This is a genomic window from Bacillus sp. TH19 (assembly GCF_016651075.1).
Classification (GTDB): Bacteria; Bacillota; Bacilli; order Bacillales; family Bacillaceae_G; genus Bacillus_A; species Bacillus_A mycoides.
Genome location: NZ_JAEKEO010000005.1, coordinates 47,501 through 66,535 on the forward strand (window position 1 = coordinate 47,501; position 19,035 = coordinate 66,535).

17 protein-coding genes and 6 tRNA genes are annotated in these 19,035 nt (G+C 37.5%); 2 read left to right on the plus strand and 21 right to left on the minus strand.

The genetic code is table 11. The features are described from left to right. Positions 1-25 precede the first annotated feature (25 nt). The 7 genes from JFU54_RS02815 to JFU54_RS02845 all read right to left on the minus strand — a co-directional run bounded on the left by JFU54_RS02815 (position 26) and on the right by JFU54_RS02845 (position 1,108). A tRNA-Asp gene (locus JFU54_RS02815) sits at positions 26-101 on the minus strand. 4 nt (positions 102-105) lie between these two features. Further along, positions 106-182 (minus strand) — tRNA-Met (locus tag JFU54_RS02820). Positions 183-206: 24 nt separating this feature from the next. Further along, positions 207-282, minus strand: a tRNA-Val gene (locus JFU54_RS02825). A 4-nt stretch (positions 283-286) separates the two neighbouring features. Beyond that, positions 287-361: transfer RNA gene (locus JFU54_RS02830), tRNA-Glu, on the minus strand. 8 nt (positions 362-369) lie between these two features. Beyond that, positions 370-460, minus strand: a tRNA-Ser gene (locus JFU54_RS02835). 3 nt (positions 461-463) lie between these two features. Next, a tRNA-Asn gene (locus JFU54_RS02840) sits at positions 464-538 on the minus strand. Positions 539-652: 114 nt separating this feature from the next. Then, complete coding sequence (locus JFU54_RS02845) at positions 653-1,108, minus strand: SprT family protein (RefSeq protein ID WP_016095131.1); 456 nt, start codon at positions 1,106-1,108, stop codon at positions 653-655. Between the two features lie 209 nt (positions 1,109-1,317). Here JFU54_RS02845 and cmpA point away from each other — a divergent pair, with 209 nt between their 5' ends. Further along, positions 1,318-1,434 (plus strand): cortex morphogenetic protein CmpA, encoded by a 117-nt coding sequence (gene cmpA, locus JFU54_RS02850; RefSeq protein ID WP_001143642.1) that lies wholly within the window; start codon positions 1,318-1,320, stop codon positions 1,432-1,434. Positions 1,435-1,491: 57 nt separating this feature from the next. Here cmpA and JFU54_RS02855 read toward each other — a convergent pair whose 3' ends face one another. The 6 genes from JFU54_RS02855 to acpS all read right to left on the minus strand — a co-directional run bounded on the left by JFU54_RS02855 (position 1,492) and on the right by acpS (position 7,436). Next, positions 1,492-3,660 carry a Tex family protein gene (locus JFU54_RS02855; RefSeq protein ID WP_201063740.1) on the minus strand — a complete coding sequence of 723 codons (2,169 nt, stop codon included), beginning with the start codon at positions 3,658-3,660 and terminating at the stop codon, positions 1,492-1,494. Between the two features lie 68 nt (positions 3,661-3,728). Next, positions 3,729-4,079 (minus strand): type II toxin-antitoxin system endoribonuclease NdoA, encoded by a 351-nt coding sequence (gene ndoA, locus JFU54_RS02860; RefSeq protein ID WP_000635965.1) that lies wholly within the window; start codon positions 4,077-4,079, stop codon positions 3,729-3,731. A gap of 4 nt (positions 4,080-4,083) precedes the next feature. Further along, positions 4,084-4,371 (minus strand): antitoxin EndoAI, encoded by a 288-nt coding sequence (locus tag JFU54_RS02865; protein ID WP_000004570.1) that lies wholly within the window; start codon positions 4,369-4,371, stop codon positions 4,084-4,086. Positions 4,372-4,682: 311 nt separating this feature from the next. Further along, on the minus strand, positions 4,683-5,852 hold the full coding sequence (gene alr / locus JFU54_RS02870; RefSeq protein ID WP_061675821.1) for an alanine racemase: 1,170 nt from the start codon (positions 5,850-5,852) through the stop codon (positions 4,683-4,685). 117 nt (positions 5,853-5,969) lie between these two features. After that, a complete protein-coding gene (locus tag JFU54_RS02875) occupies positions 5,970-6,920 on the minus strand; it encodes a LolA family protein (protein WP_002124820.1) in 951 nt (316 codons plus the stop codon). Positions 6,921-7,076: 156 nt separating this feature from the next. Continuing rightward, entirely contained in the window at positions 7,077-7,436 is a 360-nt protein-coding gene (gene acpS / locus JFU54_RS02880) for a holo-ACP synthase (RefSeq protein ID WP_002029438.1), read from the minus strand. 92 nt (positions 7,437-7,528) lie between these two features. Here acpS and JFU54_RS02885 point away from each other — a divergent pair, with 92 nt between their 5' ends. Beyond that, complete coding sequence (locus tag JFU54_RS02885; RefSeq protein ID WP_002167128.1) at positions 7,529-8,101, plus strand: rhomboid family intramembrane serine protease; 573 nt, start codon at positions 7,529-7,531, stop codon at positions 8,099-8,101. Here the strand turns inward: JFU54_RS02885 and uvsE are convergent. The 8 genes from uvsE to JFU54_RS02925 form a co-directional block, all read right to left on the minus strand. Then, the gene (gene uvsE / locus JFU54_RS02890; protein ID WP_088038197.1) at positions 8,094-9,056 is read right to left on the minus strand and encodes a UV DNA damage repair endonuclease UvsE; all 963 of its coding nucleotides are present in this window, start codon (positions 9,054-9,056) and stop codon (positions 8,094-8,096) included. The genes JFU54_RS02885 and uvsE overlap by 8 nt on opposite strands. Before the next feature lie 92 nt (positions 9,057-9,148). After that, on the minus strand, positions 9,149-10,720 hold the full coding sequence (cshA, locus tag JFU54_RS02895) for a degradosome RNA helicase CshA (protein ID WP_201063704.1): 1,572 nt from the start codon (positions 10,718-10,720) through the stop codon (positions 9,149-9,151). Between the two features lie 306 nt (positions 10,721-11,026). Then, positions 11,027-12,403: a UDP-N-acetylmuramoyl-tripeptide--D-alanyl-D-alanine ligase gene (murF, locus tag JFU54_RS02900; protein ID WP_201063706.1), complete on the minus strand. Its 1,377-nt coding sequence runs from the start codon at positions 12,401-12,403 to the stop codon at positions 11,027-11,029. A 60-nt stretch (positions 12,404-12,463) separates the two neighbouring features. Next, positions 12,464-13,552, minus strand: a complete 1,089-nt coding sequence (locus tag JFU54_RS02905; RefSeq protein ID WP_002029433.1) for a D-alanine--D-alanine ligase — start codon at positions 13,550-13,552, stop codon at positions 12,464-12,466. Positions 13,553-13,852: 300 nt separating this feature from the next. After that, the gene (locus tag JFU54_RS02910) at positions 13,853-15,127 is read right to left on the minus strand and encodes an MDR family MFS transporter (protein ID WP_002029432.1); all 1,275 of its coding nucleotides are present in this window, start codon (positions 15,125-15,127) and stop codon (positions 13,853-13,855) included. Positions 15,128-15,234: 107 nt separating this feature from the next. After that, positions 15,235-16,650 (minus strand): branched-chain amino acid transporter BcaP, encoded by a 1,416-nt coding sequence (bcaP, locus tag JFU54_RS02915; protein WP_098635050.1) that lies wholly within the window; start codon positions 16,648-16,650, stop codon positions 15,235-15,237. A gap of 257 nt (positions 16,651-16,907) precedes the next feature. After that, positions 16,908-18,080: a homogentisate 1,2-dioxygenase gene (locus tag JFU54_RS02920; protein WP_002140161.1), complete on the minus strand. Its 1,173-nt coding sequence runs from the start codon at positions 18,078-18,080 to the stop codon at positions 16,908-16,910. Further along, entirely contained in the window at positions 18,046-19,002 is a 957-nt protein-coding gene (locus tag JFU54_RS02925) for a fumarylacetoacetate hydrolase family protein (protein ID WP_201063707.1), read from the minus strand. Before JFU54_RS02925 ends, JFU54_RS02920 begins: the two co-directional genes overlap by 35 nt. Positions 19,003-19,035 lie beyond the last annotated feature (33 nt).

Below are 19,035 nucleotides of genomic sequence, written 5' to 3' on the forward strand. Positions count from 1 at the left end.
AACTGCTATATAGCAGAAGTTAAAATGGCGGTCCCGACCGGGGTCGAACCGGCGATCTCCTGCGTGACAGGCAGGCATGTTAACCACTACACCACGGGACCATTTTGGTTGCGGGGACAGGATTTGAACCTGCGACCTTCGGGTTATGAGCCCGACGAGCTACCGTACTGCTCCACCCCGCGATAATATTATTTATATAATTTATATGGTGGAGGATGACGGGATCGAACCGCCGACCCCCTGCTTGTAAGGCAGGTGCTCTCCCAGCTGAGCTAATCCTCCGAAGTGGTGACCCGTACGGGATTCGAACCCGTGTTACCGCCGTGAAAGGGCGGTGTCTTAACCGCTTGACCAACGGGCCAATATGTATGGCAGAGAAGAAGGGATTCGAACCCTCGCACCGCGTTAGCGATCTACTCCCTTAGCAGGGGAGCCCCTTGAGCCACTTGGGTACTTCTCTGTATGGCTCCGCAGGTAGGACTCGAACCTACGACCGATCGGTTAACAGCCGATAGCTCTACCACTGAGCTACTGCGGAATAATGAAGACAATTTGTATCTTATAAAAATTCTCATCGTAAGTCAAGAAGTTTTTTCACAACATCTTGCGCAAACGTGACATGTTTATAATATACTGGATTGCGTTTTCACTGTCAAGATGTTTTCACTACCAGTTTTAGTTGTCCTTTACACTTTCCACATACATATCTTTGTGTATTTATTTGACGTCTTCTTACATATTGAAAAGAACACCCCATACATTCATACATAGAAACTCTCGTTTCCTCCTCACTAATCATTCGTTTACAAAAACGTGGTGCACCTACTTTCTTTAATAACTCACGAAAATCTCTATCTCGATGCTTATACCCTTTTCCTGTGATATGTAAGTGATAATGACAAAGTTCATGTTTAACAATCCCGACTAACTCTTCTTTACCATATACTTCGTAATATCGATAATTCAATTCTATATTATGATTCTTCAATAGATAGCGCCCACCAGTTGTACGTAACCTACTATTAAACATCGCTTTATGTAAAAACGGCATTCCAAAGCATTGTAACGATACCTCTTCCACTAACCGCTGAATTTCTTGCTCATCCATTCTCATCCCTCCTAAACTAAAAAATATTTTCACACTTTTCTCCCTTCTTATACATATAGTAAATAGTACATATACCCATCCTCATTCAAGAAGCGCGATTTCTAAAAATGCAGCATTGCTAGAAATCCACTCACCAACCTCTCATCAAAGTTACTTTAACTAAAAGGAGCTACTTTTTTGAGAGCAGGATTAAACAAGGAGGGATTCCTATGCCCACGTGGCTAAAGAAACAAATGCAACGTGCATATTTTGAGAAAAACCGGTATCAAATCAAGTTACTAAATGAATGCTGGTTTTATTATAGTAAAATACATCAAAGCTCATAATCAATTAAACTTTCCAGTTCATAAAAAAAGAGCAGTTTCATCTGCTCTCTTTTCTTACTATTCAATCGGTAACATTGATAATGCAACACGACCTTTTTTCGTATCAATATCATCTACCCATACCTTTACAATTTGTCCCACGGATACAATATCTAATGGATGCTTTACAAATTGTTTGCTTAGTTTAGAAATATGTACTAAACCATCTTGCTTCACACCAATATCAACAAAGGCACCGAAATCAACAACATTGCGGATCGTTCCCTCTAGTTCCATACCACGCTTTAAATCTTCTAATTTTAAAATCCCTTTTTTCAAAAGTGGCTTTGGCAACTCATCCCTCATATCTCGCTCCGGGCTAATTAAAGCATCCATAATATCAACTAATGTCGGCTCACCAATCTCCGTCTCTTGAGATAATTTAGAAATATCTACTCCTTCGAAACTCTTTTGCAAGTTTGGTTTCCCCACATCATTCTTTGATAACCCTAAGCTCTTCAATAGCAATTCAACATTTTTATATTGTTCTGGATGAATCCCTGTGCGATCTAACGGATTCGCTCCTTCTAATATACGTAAAAACCCGATACATTGTTCATATGTTTTTGCACCTAAACGCGGGATTTTTTTTAACTCAGTTCGCTTCGTGAATTTCCCATCTTCCTCACGCTTAGCTACAATATTTTTCGCAACTGTTTTTGATAACCCCGAAACATATTGCAACAATGCAACTGAAGCTGTATTTACATTAACACCAACTCGGTTAACTGCCGTCTCTACTACAAATGTTAATGATTCATTTAATCTCTTTTGAGATACATCATGTTGATATTGCCCCACTCCAACAGATTTAGGGTCAATTTTCACAAGCTCTGCAAGCGGATCTTGTAGACGTCTCCCAATTGAAACAGCACTTCTTTCTTCAACCTGTAAATTTGGAAACTCCTCGCGAGCTACATCAGATGCTGAGTACACACTAGCACCCGCTTCATTTACAATAATGTAAAATACATCTCGCTCTACATTTTGTAATACATCTACTATAAATTCTTCCGTTTCCCTCGAAGCTGTACCATTTCCAATTGCTATCATTTCAACTTCATATTTATCTATAATTGAAATGATTTTCGTTTTTGCATCCTCATATTTACGAGCAGGCGGATGCGGATAAATAACATCTATGTGAAGAACTTTTCCTGTATCATCTACTACAGCTAATTTACAACCGGTTCTATATGCTGGATCTACCGCTAACACAACTTTCCCTTTCATTGGAGGTTGTAATAATAAATTACGTAAATTCTCAGAGAAAATATGAATTGCTTGTTCTTCGGCCGTTTCCATTAATTCTTTACGAATTTCTCTTTCTATTGAAGGTTGAATTAATCGCTTATATCCATCTTCCATCGCTAATTGTACATAATGCGCACTTTTAGAAGCTTCATCAAGAATCATTTTTTTATGTAAAAACTGAAGAATTTCTTCAATTGGCGTGATAACAGAAACTCTTAATACGTCTTCCTTTTCACCACGATTCATAGCTAGTACACGATGCGGCACTACTTTTTGCAACGGTTCTTCATAGCCATAATACATTTCATATATATTCTTTTCATCTTTTTCTTTATCTTTTACAGATGAAGACATAATCCCTTTTCGGAAAGTAGTATTGCGAATCCAACTACGATATGCCGCATCATCCGAAACAAGTTCCGCAATAATATCTTGCGCACCTTGCAACGCATCTTCTGCAGACGCCACTTCCTTTTCTGCATTAACAAATTCCATAGCCTTCTCTGCTGGATTTTCTTTTTTATATAATAATAGCCACTCAGCTAACGGTTCTAATCCCTTTTCTTTAGCAATTGTAGCTTTCGTTCTTCTTTTTTCTTTATATGGACGATATAAGTCTTCTACTTCTTGAAGTTTTATTGCAGCAACAATATGACGACGCAACTCTTCGGTTAGTTTACCCTTTTCACCAATAAGACGAAGAACCTCTTCTTTCCTATCTTCTAGTTGCATCATATATTGCCATCTTTCTAAGATTGCACGAATTTGCACCTCATCAAGAGACCCTGTCCATTCTTTTCGGTAACGAGCGATAAATGGAACTGTGTTACCTTCTTCTGTTAATTGAATAACATGACGAACTTGCTTTTCTGTAAAGCCTAATTCTTTCACTAACATTTTCATTAACCCTTGTCGATTATCTACCATTTCCATATCCAACCGTAACCTCCTCTATAATAAAAAAAAGTTGCCCTGTAAAGAGAGCAACTTAAACTGCCGATTTAAAAATCTATTAGTCCTAAACTAATTTGTAACGCTTCATCTACACGACTCATCATCACTTCATCCAAATGAGTGATTTTGTCCGTTAAGCGTTGCTTATCGATTGTTCGAATCTGCTCAAGTAAAATAACAGAATCCCTCTCAAAACCGTACTTTTTCGCATCAATTTCCACATGAGTGGGTAATTTCGCTTTTTGAATCTGTGCAGTAATAGCCGCTACAATCACAGTCGGACTAAAACGATTTCCGATGTCATTTTGAATGACAAGAACCGGACGAACGCCTCCTTGCTCAGAACCAACAACTGGGGAAAGGTCTGCAAAATACACGTCGCCGCGTTTTACAATCAAAATATTACCCCCCGCTAACTAAGCGTTCTACTGTATGAGCTGCTTCATACTCTGCTAAGAAAGCTTCAGATGCAATACCAAGATTAATTTTTCCCATTTCAATGTACCCACGTCGCATTGATTCATGTTGGTAGCGTTTCTTCGTCTTATGTTGACGCAATAACAGTTGTGTTGCCTGGCAAATTAGTTCATGGCGATTCTTATTCTCTTGTTTTCCAATTCCGTCCAATTCCGTTACCATTTGCTTTGGTAACCGAACCACGATTTCAGTAGTTACACTTGATTCGGACACAAAAATACACCTCCACCGTCAACTACACACCCAAATATATATATGACACCTATTGTAATAATACCATTGTATGGAGCCTGTTGCAAAGACTTCCTTATTCCTTGCTTATGTTTTCCAATTCATAAATAAAACATTCATCTTCTTTTACTTTTTATCTCTTTCAAACAAGAAATAAAGCAATCCTTCAGTAATATTTCATTGCAACTTATATTAATAACAAGTATAAAAAGAAGCTCCCCAGCGAAAAAGAGCCTATTCTTTATTAGTGAAACTCCTCCAAATCACGAGATGCTGAGTAATAATACCTTCTTCTATATATCGTTCAAATAATTGATTACTTCTACAACTTTACCGTGTCGTATAAATATTCTCGGTACACGGAAGCTTATCGTTGCAATAATTTCATAATTAATAGTCCCGGAATATTCAGCAACCTCGGTAGCACTAATATACTCATCACCTTGTCTCCCAATGAGTGTAACTTTCGTACCAAGTGGCACTTCACAAGGAAGATGTATCATGAATTGATCCATTGTCACTCGCCCTACAATCGGTACTCTTTCACCGTTTACAAGTACCTTAAACCCTTGCAATCTTCTAAGCCAGCCATCTGCATACCCAATCGCAACTGTCGCAATCCATTCTTCGGTTCTCGTTCGGTATGTGACATTATAACTAATCCCATCCCCTTTAATCACTTGCTTAATATGAGCAACTTTCGTATGAAGTGACAACGCCGGTTCCAATTTAAACGGTAAAAAAGGACGTATTTCTACAGATGGGGATAGTCCATACATCGCAATACCAATTCGCACTGCATTAAATGTAATCCCTTGAAATCTTAACGTTGCAGCACTATTGGCTGTATGGACAAATTTAGGGTTCACTCCAAATTCTTTCAACCAACGTAACTGCTGCAAGAACGTATTATATTGCTTATCAAAGTAAGAAGTCTCAACCTCATCGGATGTTGCAAAATGTGTATATACTCCTTCTAACTCTAAAAATGGCGCGCCTTCTAAACTCTTTAAGAACCCCTTTAATTCTTTGCGTTCGCGTATTCCAATTCTCCCCATACCACTATCAAAATTAATATGGAATTTCATTATTGATGAACCATCCCAGAGCTTTATCGCGTCTTCTACCCATTCTTTTTGAAAAACAGTTAATGCTACATCATTTTCAGCAGCAACATTTACATCACGGGGAGGGGAAGGACCTAATACTAAAATCGGTGCAGTAATACCAGCCCTCCGAAGCACTAAAGCTTCATCTAAAAAAGCAACTGCTAATCTTGTTGCCCCTGCTTCTAATGCGGTTTTAGCCACTGGTACATAATCGTGCCCATATGCATTCGCTTTAACTACAGCAAAAATTTCTACATCACTTGGAATGAACTCTTTAATATGCGTAACATTGTTATAGATCGCATCTAAATCCACTTCCACCCACGTGTCACGGTAAAACGGTGCTTCTTCCATAAATACACTTCCTTATACACGATATGCGAAGCTTATTCTTTTATATGCTTCTTTTATGAAATCCACCTTCAAACTAAGAAAAGACGTGGTGCACATATATCACCACGTCTAAGAAGTTTACTTCACCTGCTTCGCTGTAACCGAACGAGCAACCATCAACAACTCATTCGTCTCTAAACCTTTAGACACGAGCATATATTCTACTCCGTTATGTGACCACGTTACAGAGTCTTTCGTCAATGCACCAATCGTGAAACCAAGATCAACCGGCTCTCCACTTACACTTACCGCCGATGAGGCCTCTGCAACTTTTGACTTTTCTTGTATTAAAGTAAAGGATTTCTTACTTCCAGTGTATGTGAGTATTGCACGCTTGCCACTGTCTGTCTTCAACTCTTCTTCCTCTTTCAAAGTCATACCTTGCGGTGTATCACGTGGATACAAAATAGCAAACGGTTTGTCTTCCTTCGCTGCCGTCTGAACATCTACTTGTGCTCTAGACATATTTTGTTTCGTATCAAATGCACCTTTATCAAACTTTGCATCAAACTTTACTTTAGTGAAATCTACTTTTACAAGGACATTTTGATCATTATCCATCAGTTTCACAGAAACTGGTGTTAAATCACTTTTATTCAGCTTAATTTCTTGTTTCGGTAACATATTTTGATGTTGATAATTTGTTTTTGTTTTAAACACATAATACTTATCCGTTTTCTCGAAAGAGAGATTTTTCTTATCTTGCAAAATATCTCTTACAAGTGATTCATATAAATAAGCCTGGCTACTATTTTGCGGCCAATCACTTTGAAAACGGAAACTCTTATTAAGTGCCGGTGTTAATACAAATACACCCTCATCATTCCTTAAAATAATTTGACTCTGATCCTTTTTCGCATTCTGCAAATTCACACGATAATACGAAGGTTCTTTATGCCAAATTTCTACATTGTACTCTTGAGGTTCATTTCCTGTTTTAATAGATAATTTCGCTTCAGCTTGATAACTCTTCATACTTTTAACTTTCGTTTCTAAATCTCTCACAACATCTTCCTGTTTCTTTTCCATACAACCCGCCAACACAAAAACGGTCAATAAACCGACAAGAACTAAAAACAGACGCCTTTTCATCACTTCAGCCCCTTTGCCCCTATAAATGAATGGAAGATATGCCTTCCTTATCGCTACCTCAAATATATGAGACAAAGATATAAAATATGCAGACTAGCGTGACGAGCTTTCCAAAACAACTTGAGCAACGGCAAATTCTTTACTATGACTAATTGATAAATGAACAATATGCTCTGTATTTGTAATGATAATCGGCTTACCTCTATCATCATTCCTTACTTCAATATCTAAAAAACTCACTTCTTTCCCGATACCGGTCCCTACCGCTTTAGAATACGCCTCTTTTGCTGCAAATCTTCCAGCTACGAATTCTGTAAGACGACTTCCTTTCAGCCCCTCGGCAACACCACGTTCTCTTTCAGTTAAAATACGTTCCATAAATTTAAGCTTTCCATCTAGCATTTTTTCAATTCGATTTAACTCAATAATATCGATTCCAATCCCTATAATCATTTCAAAATCCCCTTCTTCTATTTAGCTTTCTTCATTCATATTGTAAGAATAACAGAGAATCTTTCTGATGCAAAAGGAGTGATACTAACAACATGCTAATACCATCCACTCGCATTTCCTTACAACCGATTATCATTTCTTTACTTCTTATACAATTAGTCATGATTATATTGAGCGACTTTTCCCTCTTTCACCTGGCAGCCTACAATGAATATATCGCTAAAGGAGAATGGTGGCGTGTCATAACTTCCTTACTTGTACACGTAGACTTACAACATTTCCTTTCTAATAGTATTTGTTTATTCGTATTTGGTTCTTCTATCGAAAAACAACTAGGACACTTTTCTTTCATCATTATTTTTTTCCTTTCTGGCATTCTCGGGAATATTTCTTCTTATATTATTATGCCTCTTGAATATATTCACGCCGGAGCATCTGGTGGTATTTTCGGATTACTAGGCGCCCAATTATTTTTATTGTATAGTCGATATCGTTCTTCAAAACCAAGAGACATCGCTATTTTTTCAATAATGATACTTATATTACTACTATTTACTTTCTTTAATCCCTCTGCCAATCCTATAAGCCATTTAACAGGACTAATCATCGGCGGCATGTGCACCCCTTTTTTAACAAAAAAAAACGATGGCGCAGAGCTTATTTAATATAGAAGCTCGCACCATCGATAATTTCCACATCTGTTTGTTTACTTAACTCTCTCATTAGTTGAAATAAAGACTCGTCCTTTTTCTTCGCCTCAATCATACAATCAATTCGCGGAACACTCCCCTTTATCTTTTTCAAAAAAGATAAGAAAGTATCTACATCAATAAAATCTGCATGTGCTCTCGGGTTTTTTCCATCTCTAGGACTGGAGATGTGCATTTTAACCGGTAACAAAGACGATTCCCACGTATGTACAACACGCGCCCAATCTTCATGCCAATCTTCCTGGTCATTATTCATCATATGATGGTGCAAATCAAACACGACTGGAATGTCTAATTTCTCACCTAAATACAATGTTTCTTCTAAAGAAAAGGTCGTGTCATCATTTTCTAATATAATCATCTCTTGAATACCTCTTGGAACAGTTGACCAATTTTCTATAAAGCGTTCTAATGCAAGCTCCTTATCTTTATAACCTCCTCCCACATGTAATACACATCGTTGCTTATGTTCAATTCCCATACCCTTTAACAATTTTTTGTGCATCTGCAATGTCTTTACAGATTGTTTGAGAACACTCTCCTCAGGTGAATTTAGTACAACAAAGTGATCTGGATGGAAGTCAATTCGCATATTCATACGAATTGCATATTCACCTAATTCTTTCAGATTTTCTTTTAACGGACGAATATAGTTCCAATCTAACAACTCCTCATGATTCGCTAAAGGAATAAGCTTGGAACTAAGTCGAAAGAAAGATATATCATGCCCTTTATTATGTTTTAATAACCGTAAGCAATTTTCCAAATTCGAATTAGCGATTCTTTCAAGTTTACGAATCGCAGCCTCTCGATCATCAATCCGCTGAAACTGTGCATACGTCATCGTTTGAGATGGAGAAGCATTCTTCAAATGTACACTCATCGCAACATACCCAAGTCTTACAAGCATATAGCACCTCATTTCTATACGAGTTACTATGTAGTATGCACAATTACAGAAATAAAAAAAGAGAATGCCAGCAAAGGGCATTCTCTTTTTTATTAAGCTTGTGGACGGCTATGATGTTTTCTTTCGCCGCGTCCATTTGAAGATCCAGGGCGACCTTCACCTTTACGACCACGGTTGCCATCACGGCTACCAGCATCACGGCTACCGCCATCACGATTACGATCACGGTTACGACCATCGCCACCGCCGCGTCCATCACGACTACGATTACGATCACGGTTACCATCACGGTATCCACTTCCGTTACCACCGCGTTTTTTAGAACCGCCACCGCCACCTCTTGAAACAACTGGTGGTTCTGATGTTAAAGCGATCGGAGTTGTATCCGGCTCTTTTGTCATCATTTTTAAAGCAGCAGCTACTACTGTTACAGAATCATTCTCTTCTAACATTTCTTCTGCAATACGCTTGTAGTATGATAAGTTATCATTTTCAATTGTGCTTTGAAGTTTTTCAGCGATTAAACGTTGTTGACCTTCTAACGCCTCGTCAAGTGTCGGTGCGTCCATACGATCAACTTTACGTTTTGTTGTACGCTCGATATTTTTTAATTGTCCTGATTCACGTGGTGTTACAAATAACATTGCAATACCTTTTTTACCGGCACGGCCAGTACGACCGATACGGTGAACGTATGATTCTGGATCTTGTGGGATATCGAAGTTGTATACGTGTGTTACGCCTGAAATATCAAGACCACGTGCAGCAACGTCTGTTGCAACAAGAACTTCAATAGTACCTTCTTTAAATTTACGTAATACAGACATACGCTTCGCTTGTGTTAAGTCACCGTGAATACCTTCTGCTGCATAACCACGTAAGTTTAATGCTTCTGATAATTCATCAACACGACGCTTTGTACGACCGAATATGATTGCAAGCTCTGGAGATTGAATATCTAGTAAGCGTGTTAACACGTCAAACTTTTTCTTTTCTTGCACTTCTAAATAGAACTGCTGAATGTTTGGCATTGTTACTTCTTTTGCTTTTACTTTAATGTGTTGAGGCTCAGTCATGAAACGCTCAGCAATACGACGGATTGGATCTGGCATTGTCGCTGAGAATAATAATGTTTGATGTGTTTCTGGCACATCTGTTAAAATCGCTTCAATATCTTCAATGAAGCCCATGTTTAACATTTCATCCGCTTCGTCAAGAACAACAGTCTCTACGTTTTGTAAGCGAAGTGTTTTACGGTTGATATGATCTAAAATACGACCCGGCGTACCTACAATAATGTGTGGGTGTTTTTTTAGAGCACGAATTTGGCGGTTAATATCTTGACCACCATAAATTGGTAGAATACGAACACGTTTATGTTTACCAATTTTGTATAGCTCTTCTCCAACTTGAATTGCTAATTCACGCGTTGGCGCGATAACAATACCTTGAACTGCTTCTTTATTTGTATCCACTTTATCTAATAGTGGTAATCCGAATGCTGCTGTTTTCCCTGTACCTGTTTGCGCTTGCCCAATAATATCCTTACCTTGCAATGCATGTGGAATTGTTTCAGCTTGAATCGGCGTAGCCTCTTCAAAGCCCATACTTTCAACAGATTGTAGTAAAGACTCACTTAATCCTAGTTCTCGAAATGTTGTCAATGTTACTTCTCCTTTTCTATCCTATACTTATCATTTAAAAAAAGGCGTTTTCCGAACTTGCGGAAAAGCCATTTTCCTGAATACTTACGTATATAACCGGGCGTATATTCTTCACGAAAATACTTCTAAACGTTATTACACTTTATCAATTATAAGTTTTGTAGGTGTAAAAAGCAAACCCCAACTGTTACCTTATTTCATATTCAGAGCTTTTTTCTTTACTTTTATTTTTTTATCGTTTACTGTAAGCGCTTATTATAAGTTTCCACTATTTTCGTGGCTATCATCCCTATTTATATACACCAATTATTTCAACATCGTAATTACTTCTTCTAATTTCATGCCGCGAGATGCTTTTACTAATACAACATCTTTCGTACCGACTACTGCTTGCAACTCTTTTATTAACTCTTCTTTACTATCATACGCTTTTACACGGTCTTTAGGGAAATTAATTTTTGCACCTTCAGCAATTTGAGCCCCTAATTTACCATATGTGAATACATATGAAATTTTTGCTGGATCAATTAATTTACCTACTTCATAATGAAATTGCACTTCTTGATTTCCAAGTTCTAACATATCACCAAGCACAACAATTTTTTTAGCAAATCCATCTAAACCATTCATTAGGTGGAACGCAGCTTCCATAGCTGTTGGACTAGCATTATAAGCATCATTGATAATTGTTAAACCACTATCTGTTTTTACAATTTCCATACGCATACCTGTCATTTGAAGTGTTACTAAACCTTGTTTCATTTCTTCCCACGTTACACCAAAATGTTTTGCAATTGCCATTGAAGCAAGCGTATTATATACATTATGCTTTCCTAGTACTGGCAAATAGAATGACGAAGTTTCATCCCTGTTCATCTTAAAGTGTGTCCCAGTAGCCTGCAATGTTACAGTAGTTGGATAGTAATCATTTGCTCTCGCATCACCAAATGTAACTGTTTCAGCTGCTAAATTCATTTCTGGAACACGATTCGTTAATAGCGGCTCATCTCCATTATATACGAACACGCCACCCTTTTGTAAACCTGTAACAATTTCTAACTTCGCTTCAGCAATCGCCTCACGAGAGCCTAAATCCATTAAGTGCGCCTCACCAATGTTCGTGATAATAGCTGCATTAGGACGAGCTAACTTAGATAGAAATTCAATTTCTCCTCGGCTTGACATGCCCATTTCTAATACAGCTACTTCTGTATTTTCCTCTAAATTTAAAATAGTAAGAGGTAAACCGATGTGGTTGTTGAAATTACCTTCTGTTTTTTGAACTTTAAATCTAGTCGCAAGAATACTTGTTACAATATCTTTCGTAGATGTTTTACCATTACTACCCGTTACACCAATAACTTTTACATCCAATTGATCACGATAGTTTTTCGCTAACATTTGCAATGCTGCTAGTGTATCTTCTACAAAAATAACCGGAAGATTTTCAGGTGGGTTTTCTAAATCTTTCATCCATAATGTAGCAATCGCCCCATTTTCAACAGCTTTGTCTACAAAAGCATGTCCATCGAAACGTTCACCTTGAATTGGAACATATAAATTTCCATTTTCAATTTTCCTCGTATCAATAGACACTCCTTGTATAGTAATTCCCTCATACTGCTCTGCTAATCCAGTACCATTTATCATCTGCTCTACTTGTTTTAACGTTCGATTTATCATGAAAACACTCCTTACATAGAGGAAGCACTATTCCTTCGAATAGTGCTTCCTCCTTTTTTGTTAGATTGTATATTTAATTTTTTGTTTTTCTTCGTGACGCTCAATCGCTAAGCGAATTAGCTCTTCAATTAATTCCGGATACGGTAACCCTGTATGTTGCCATAATAGAGGGAACATACTAAACGGCGTGAATCCTGGCATTGTGTTTACTTCGTTAATATATACTTCTCCATCTTTCGTTAAGAAGAAATCAGCTCGTGTTAAGCCCGAACCATCTAATGATTGGAATGCGATAATTGCATCTCGCTTAATTACATTAGACTCTTCTTCTGTCATTTCAGCTGGAATAATTAACGCTGTATCACCATCGATGTATTTCGATTTATAATCATAAAAATCTTTTTTCGGTACAATTTCACCTACAACTGAACATTTCGGCTCATCATTACCTAATACACCAACTTCTACTTCACGACCTATAATATTTTCTTCTACAATAATTTTACGGTCAAATTGGAATGCCTCTTCGAATGCATTCTCAAGCTCTTCACGATCATTACACTTATTAATACCAACACTTGAACCAAGGTTTGCTGGTTTTACGAAGCAAGGATATCCTAATACTTCTTCTACTTTTTCATACGCTGTTTCACGATCTTTTTCCCATGCGCTACGAATGAAAGATGCATATTTCGCTTGTTTCAATCCAGCTTCTGCAAAGATATTTTTCATAACAACTTTATCCATACCAGCAGATGATGCTAATACACCGTTACCTACATATGGAATGTTTAGTAATTCTAATAACCCTTGTACTGTTCCATCTTCGCCATTCGGTCCATGTAATAATGGGAAAATAACATCAATTGCATCTTCTTGTTTAGAAGTTGCCGTTGGGATAATTTCTGTACTTAATGATACAGGAGAAATTGTATTCTCTTCCCCACTCATTTGTAATGCCTCAACATTTGTTACTTCGCCTTCAATACGCTCTCCACGCATCCATTGGCCTTGTTCTGTAATATAAATTGGATGAATCTCGAATTTATCTTGATTTAATGCTTTAATAGCAGCAAGAGCCGTTTGTAACGAAACTTGATGCTCAGCTGATTTTCCACCGTATAATAAACCTAATTTAATTTTTGTCACTGAAATCACCCTAACCAATTGTTTTCATTTTTCTATTTTAGCACTTTTTATAAAAATAGGTAGTTCCTATTTGAAATAAAATGTAACTTCCACAAATAATTAAAAGACACCACTTATTGGTTTTCTACACTTTTTCTCTTTAATTTCTACACACCTAAACACAATTAAACTTTAGAGCAAAATTGCTATCTAATCTAGTTATGTACCTAAAATATGTAGAAATCCACTTTGTGTGTATGTCATCTATATTACCCTACCATTTGTGGAGAATGAAAAAACACTGATTAAAGTTTCATTTTATTAAGAAGACTGTTTTGTAGGCGTATCTTTTTGCCTCTGCTCAACAAGACGATCTAAAGAAACATATACAAAGCCTGCAACTACACACCCTACACTTAAAATTGTAAATAAGTAGTGACCAAGCAAACGATCCAATAAAAAACCACCAAGAAGTGGACCGAATGCACTTCCTGTAATCCACTGCAAACTCGCCGCCCCCATATAGGTTCCTCTCAAATGCTCAGGGGCCAAATTCGCTACAAACGTCATCTGTACAGGTGACATAATCATCTCGCCTAACGTATATATGGCATAAACAAACATTAACGTCATTAAAATAATTGTAGCATTTGTATCATATTCTCCAAACCACTTCGGTAACCATCCTATAAAAAACAAACCAATTCCGAACAAACACGCACCGTATAACATCGTCTTTCCAACAGGTTTATCTGTCGCCCATTTTGAAATTTGAAATTGAAATAAAACAACTAATAGACCATTTAATGCCATTAAATATGGGTATGGATTGTTGACTCCAAAAATATCCTTCATTTCGTTATCAAAGTGAAGCGGTAACATGCCTTCTGTTTGAGAAAACCCCATAGAAATAATGATCCCCGCTAACAAATAAATCATTAACGCCTTATCTCTCATTAAAATTTTCCAAACTGCTCCGGATTCCTGCTCTTTACTTTTTTCCGTCATATCCGTAATTTTTGGCATTGTTTCTTTAATAAGTACTAACACTAGTAGCGCATAAAACAACATAGCGGATGAAGCAATAATAAACACGAGGTTCTTTGATAAAACAACTACTGATGCTCCCATTATCGGTCCAATTGCAGCACCAATATTGTGTCCCATTCGCAATAAACCATATGCTTCTGTTCTTTTTTCTGGCGCCGTCACATCTGCAACCATCGCTGATGCCGCTGGGTGGAATAGCGAATTACTTAACCCTAAAAAAATAGATAAAATGGCATATGGAATAAACCCTTCTATAAATAAAAAACCGAGCATTAGTAATGCATTACTCGCCATTGAAAATATCATAATTGGCTTTCTTCCATATATATCAGCTATTCTTCCGCCTATAAGCGAACCAAAACTTGCAGCTATTGGAGAAAGCGCCATAATGATTCCAACTTGTAATAAAGAATCTACCTTATCTTTTAAATATAGTGCAAAAAAAGGCATTAACATCATCATCGCAATTCCGTTCAAAGTCTCACCGATAAATCGAATCCATACGTTACGATCCATCCCTCTTAACTCACGCCATGTATTTTTCACATTTTCACCCCTTTAGTTCGCCAACAATTATCTTATAATACATTCAGAAAAATGTAAATTTTCAAAATAAAAATCCATCCTAACAGAATTAGAATGGATTTTTCCATTTATAAATTTGCTACATCTTCTTCTTTTTTACTATTATTTAAAACACTACGCTTTCTACTATAGGCGAAATAAACTACTATACCGATAACCATCCAAACACCAAAACTAATCCAAGCTGTCGCTGATAATTGAAGCATCAAATATAAGCAAAAGATAACTGTTAATGCTGGTAAAAATGGTACGAGCGGCGCCTTAAACGCCCTTGGTAAATCAGGATGAGTTCGTCTCATCACAATGACAGCAACAGCTACAAGTGCAAATGCTGACAAAGTTCCCATATTTACAAGATGTGCTAAAACATTTAAATCTATTAATCCTGAAATAAGTGCTGCAATAATACCTGTTGTCCATGTATTTAAAAATGGTGTTTTAAATTTCGGATGAACTTTAGCAAGACGCTTCGGTAACAATCCATCTCGGCTCATTGCATATGAAACACGAACTTGCCCATACATCATAACTAGCATTACAGTTGTAATTCCTGTAATTGCTCCTACTGATATCACTCCCGCCAAACTATCTTGTCCAATAAATTGAAGTGCGAAAGCAACTGGATCTGATATATTCAACTGACCGTATGGAACAATCCCTGTCAAAATAAGTGAAACAACAATGTAAAGAACCGTACAAACTAGTAATGATGCAATAATTCCAATCGGCAAATCGCGTTGTGGGCGCTTCACTTCTTCTGCGGCTGTTGATACAGCATCAAATCCAATGAATGCGAAGAAAACTGTAGCTGCTCCAGCCATTACACCATCTAACCCAAATGGCATAAAAGGTGTCCAATTTTCAGGTTTTACATAATTAAATCCGGCGAAGATAAAAATGAGAACAACTGCCAGTTTAATAAATACCATTATATTATTTACACGTGCACTTTCACGAACACCTCTAGATAAAAGAGCCGTCATAACTAGAATAATTAGAACTGCAGGTAAATCAATTATTCCACCCTTTCCAGTACCAGGGGCCGAGGAGAGAATGGTCGGAATATGAATCCCAAATCCCTTTAATAACGATTGAAAATACGCTGACCATCCATTGGCTACAGCAGATGTGGCTAATAAATACTCGAGCATTAAATCCCATCCAATTAAGAAGGCAAATACTTCTCCCATCGTCGCATACGTGTACGTGTAAACACTCCCTGAGACAGGAACTGAAGAAGCAAATTCAGCGTAACAAAATGCAGCAAAGGCACAAGCTAATGCAGCTATAGCAAATGATAATATAATAGCTGGTCCAGAATGTTTCGCTGCTACAACGCCAGTAAGAACAAAAATACCAGTTCCAACAATTGCTCCGATTCCAAGCATTGTTAAATCAAGTGCCCCTAACGTTCTCGATAATGTCTTTTGCTTACTTTCTTGCAGTAACGTTGAAATCGGCTTCTTTTGAAAAATTTGCTTCATACTGTGCTCCTCCATGATTTTAGTTTTCTGAAAATTTAATTTACTTTTTTCATTTTACCCACGGCATGTTTTTTAGTCAATACTTTTGTCGAAATAAACAGAAAACTACCGAGATACATACTATACTCTTATCATCCTTTCGATAAAAAGATTCAGACAATCATATCTATATATATTTTCATAACTTTTTTTGTATTATTATACATGCCGATTCGATAAAAGAGGCATGCTCCCGTAGTGAGCATGCCTCTTTTTACTTATTTCACAGTATATGAACCCTCTTCAATCCAGCTATACATATATTTTTCATCTTCCGTCTCATGTGCTTGTTTTACAATACGAAGCGGACGGAATGTATCTATCATAACAGCCAGTTCAAGTGTCTCTTTCTTCCCTATACTCGCTTCTGTTTTCCCTGGATGTGGCCCATGCGGGATCCCGCTTGGATGAAGCGTAATAGAACCTTCTTCTACACCTTTTCGGCTCATAAAATTACCTTCTACATAGTACAGTACCTCATCACTATTCACATTACTATGATAATATGGTGCCGGAATAGATTCTGGATGATAATCGTATAAACGCGGTACGAAAGAGCAAATGACGAAATTATGCCCTTCGAATGTTTGATGTACTGGTGGTGGCTGATGAATACGACCTGTAATTGGTTCAAAATCCTCCACATTAAAGACCCACGGATATAAATACCCATCCCATCCAACAACATCTAACGGATGGTGCCCTAACACATGCTTGTGCATATAACCTCTCGACTTTGTCATTACGACAAACTCACCTTTTTCATCATATGTCTCCAATTTCTCCGGTCCACGCATATCTCTTTCACAAAACGGACTATGTTCTAACAATTGCCCATATTCATTGCGATAGCGACTTGGTGTTGTAATTTGGCTATTTGCCTCTACAACAAGAAACTTAGTCTCTCCCTCATCTGGAATAACACGATAAATCGTTCCAATTGGAATTGTTACATAATCACCTTTTCTATAGTGAATCGTTCCAAACATCGTTTCAATTTTTCCTGTTCCATAATGAACAAATAACATTTCATCGCCATCACCATTACGGTAAAAATAATCCATTTTTTCTGTTGGACTCACTACTCCAATTAATAAATCCTCATTCCCAAGCATAAAGTTTCTTCCGCTTACTGCATCACCAGTTTTTTTATTTTCTTTCGTACGGAAGTGGCGATGAGCAAGAAGGGCATCCTCTTCATACTGTAACTGACAAGAATGCGATAATGCCGCGTGCCCTACTTCTGTTGGCATATAATGATGATACAAAATAGATTGGGTACCAGAGAAACCTTTTGTCCCCATTACCTGCTCACGATAAAGCGATCCATCTTTTTTACGAAATTGTACATGTCGTTTATGAGGTAGCTCCCCCATGTGACGATAAAACATGCCCATCACCTGCTTTCATGTCTTTTTTGACCGTATTACGTAACGTACCTAAACCAGTAATCGACAGCTCTACAACATCTCCATCTTGTAGCCACTCTTCTGTACCAAGTTCTAAAATACATCCTGTTCCTACTGTCCCAGAACCAATCACATCTCCTGGATATAACGTAACGTCTTCCGAAGCACGTTCAATCATTTCAGCAAATGTATAGTAAATATCTTGGAAGTTTCCCTTTGATAATATCTTTCCATTTACATGAGCAGTCATCTCTAAATCATAACGATCACCGTTACGATAAACGTCTAATTCCTCTTTCGTAACGAGATACGCTCCTAATGAAGTTGCAAAATCTTTTCCTTTCGCTGGACCGAGTCCCACTTTCATTTCTGTTGCTTGTAAGTCCCTTGCACTCCAGTCGTTCATAATGCAGTAACCAAAAATATATTCCTCTGCTTGTTCACGAGAAATGCTTCGTCCTTCTTTCCCAATTACGCAAGCAATCTCTAACTCATAATCAAGCTTTTTAGACTTCTTCGGACCAATAACAAAATCATCTGGCCCAATAACAGCACGGTGGTTCGTAAAATAAAAAACCGGGATATCATACCATTCAGGTACAACATCTAGCCCTCTTCTCCCGCGGGCTGTTTTTACATGCTGCTCAAATGCATAAAAATCTCGAATGCTACTCGGATTAGGAATTGCCGCTGCTAATTGAACTTCCTCTAAGGAATATATACCCTTTTCAGGATTCTTAATATTACGCAATACTTCTACATACTCATCTGCTTTCTCTAAAAAGGCGAGCATAGAAGAAGGTAATTGTCCATTACTTGCAAGATTCATATCGATTACTTTGTCACCTTCAAGCCATCCAGCTCGCATTTCTTTCGATGGGAGACGAAATGTAACAAATTTCATCTTGATTCCTCCCTATGAAAATGAAATTTCCAC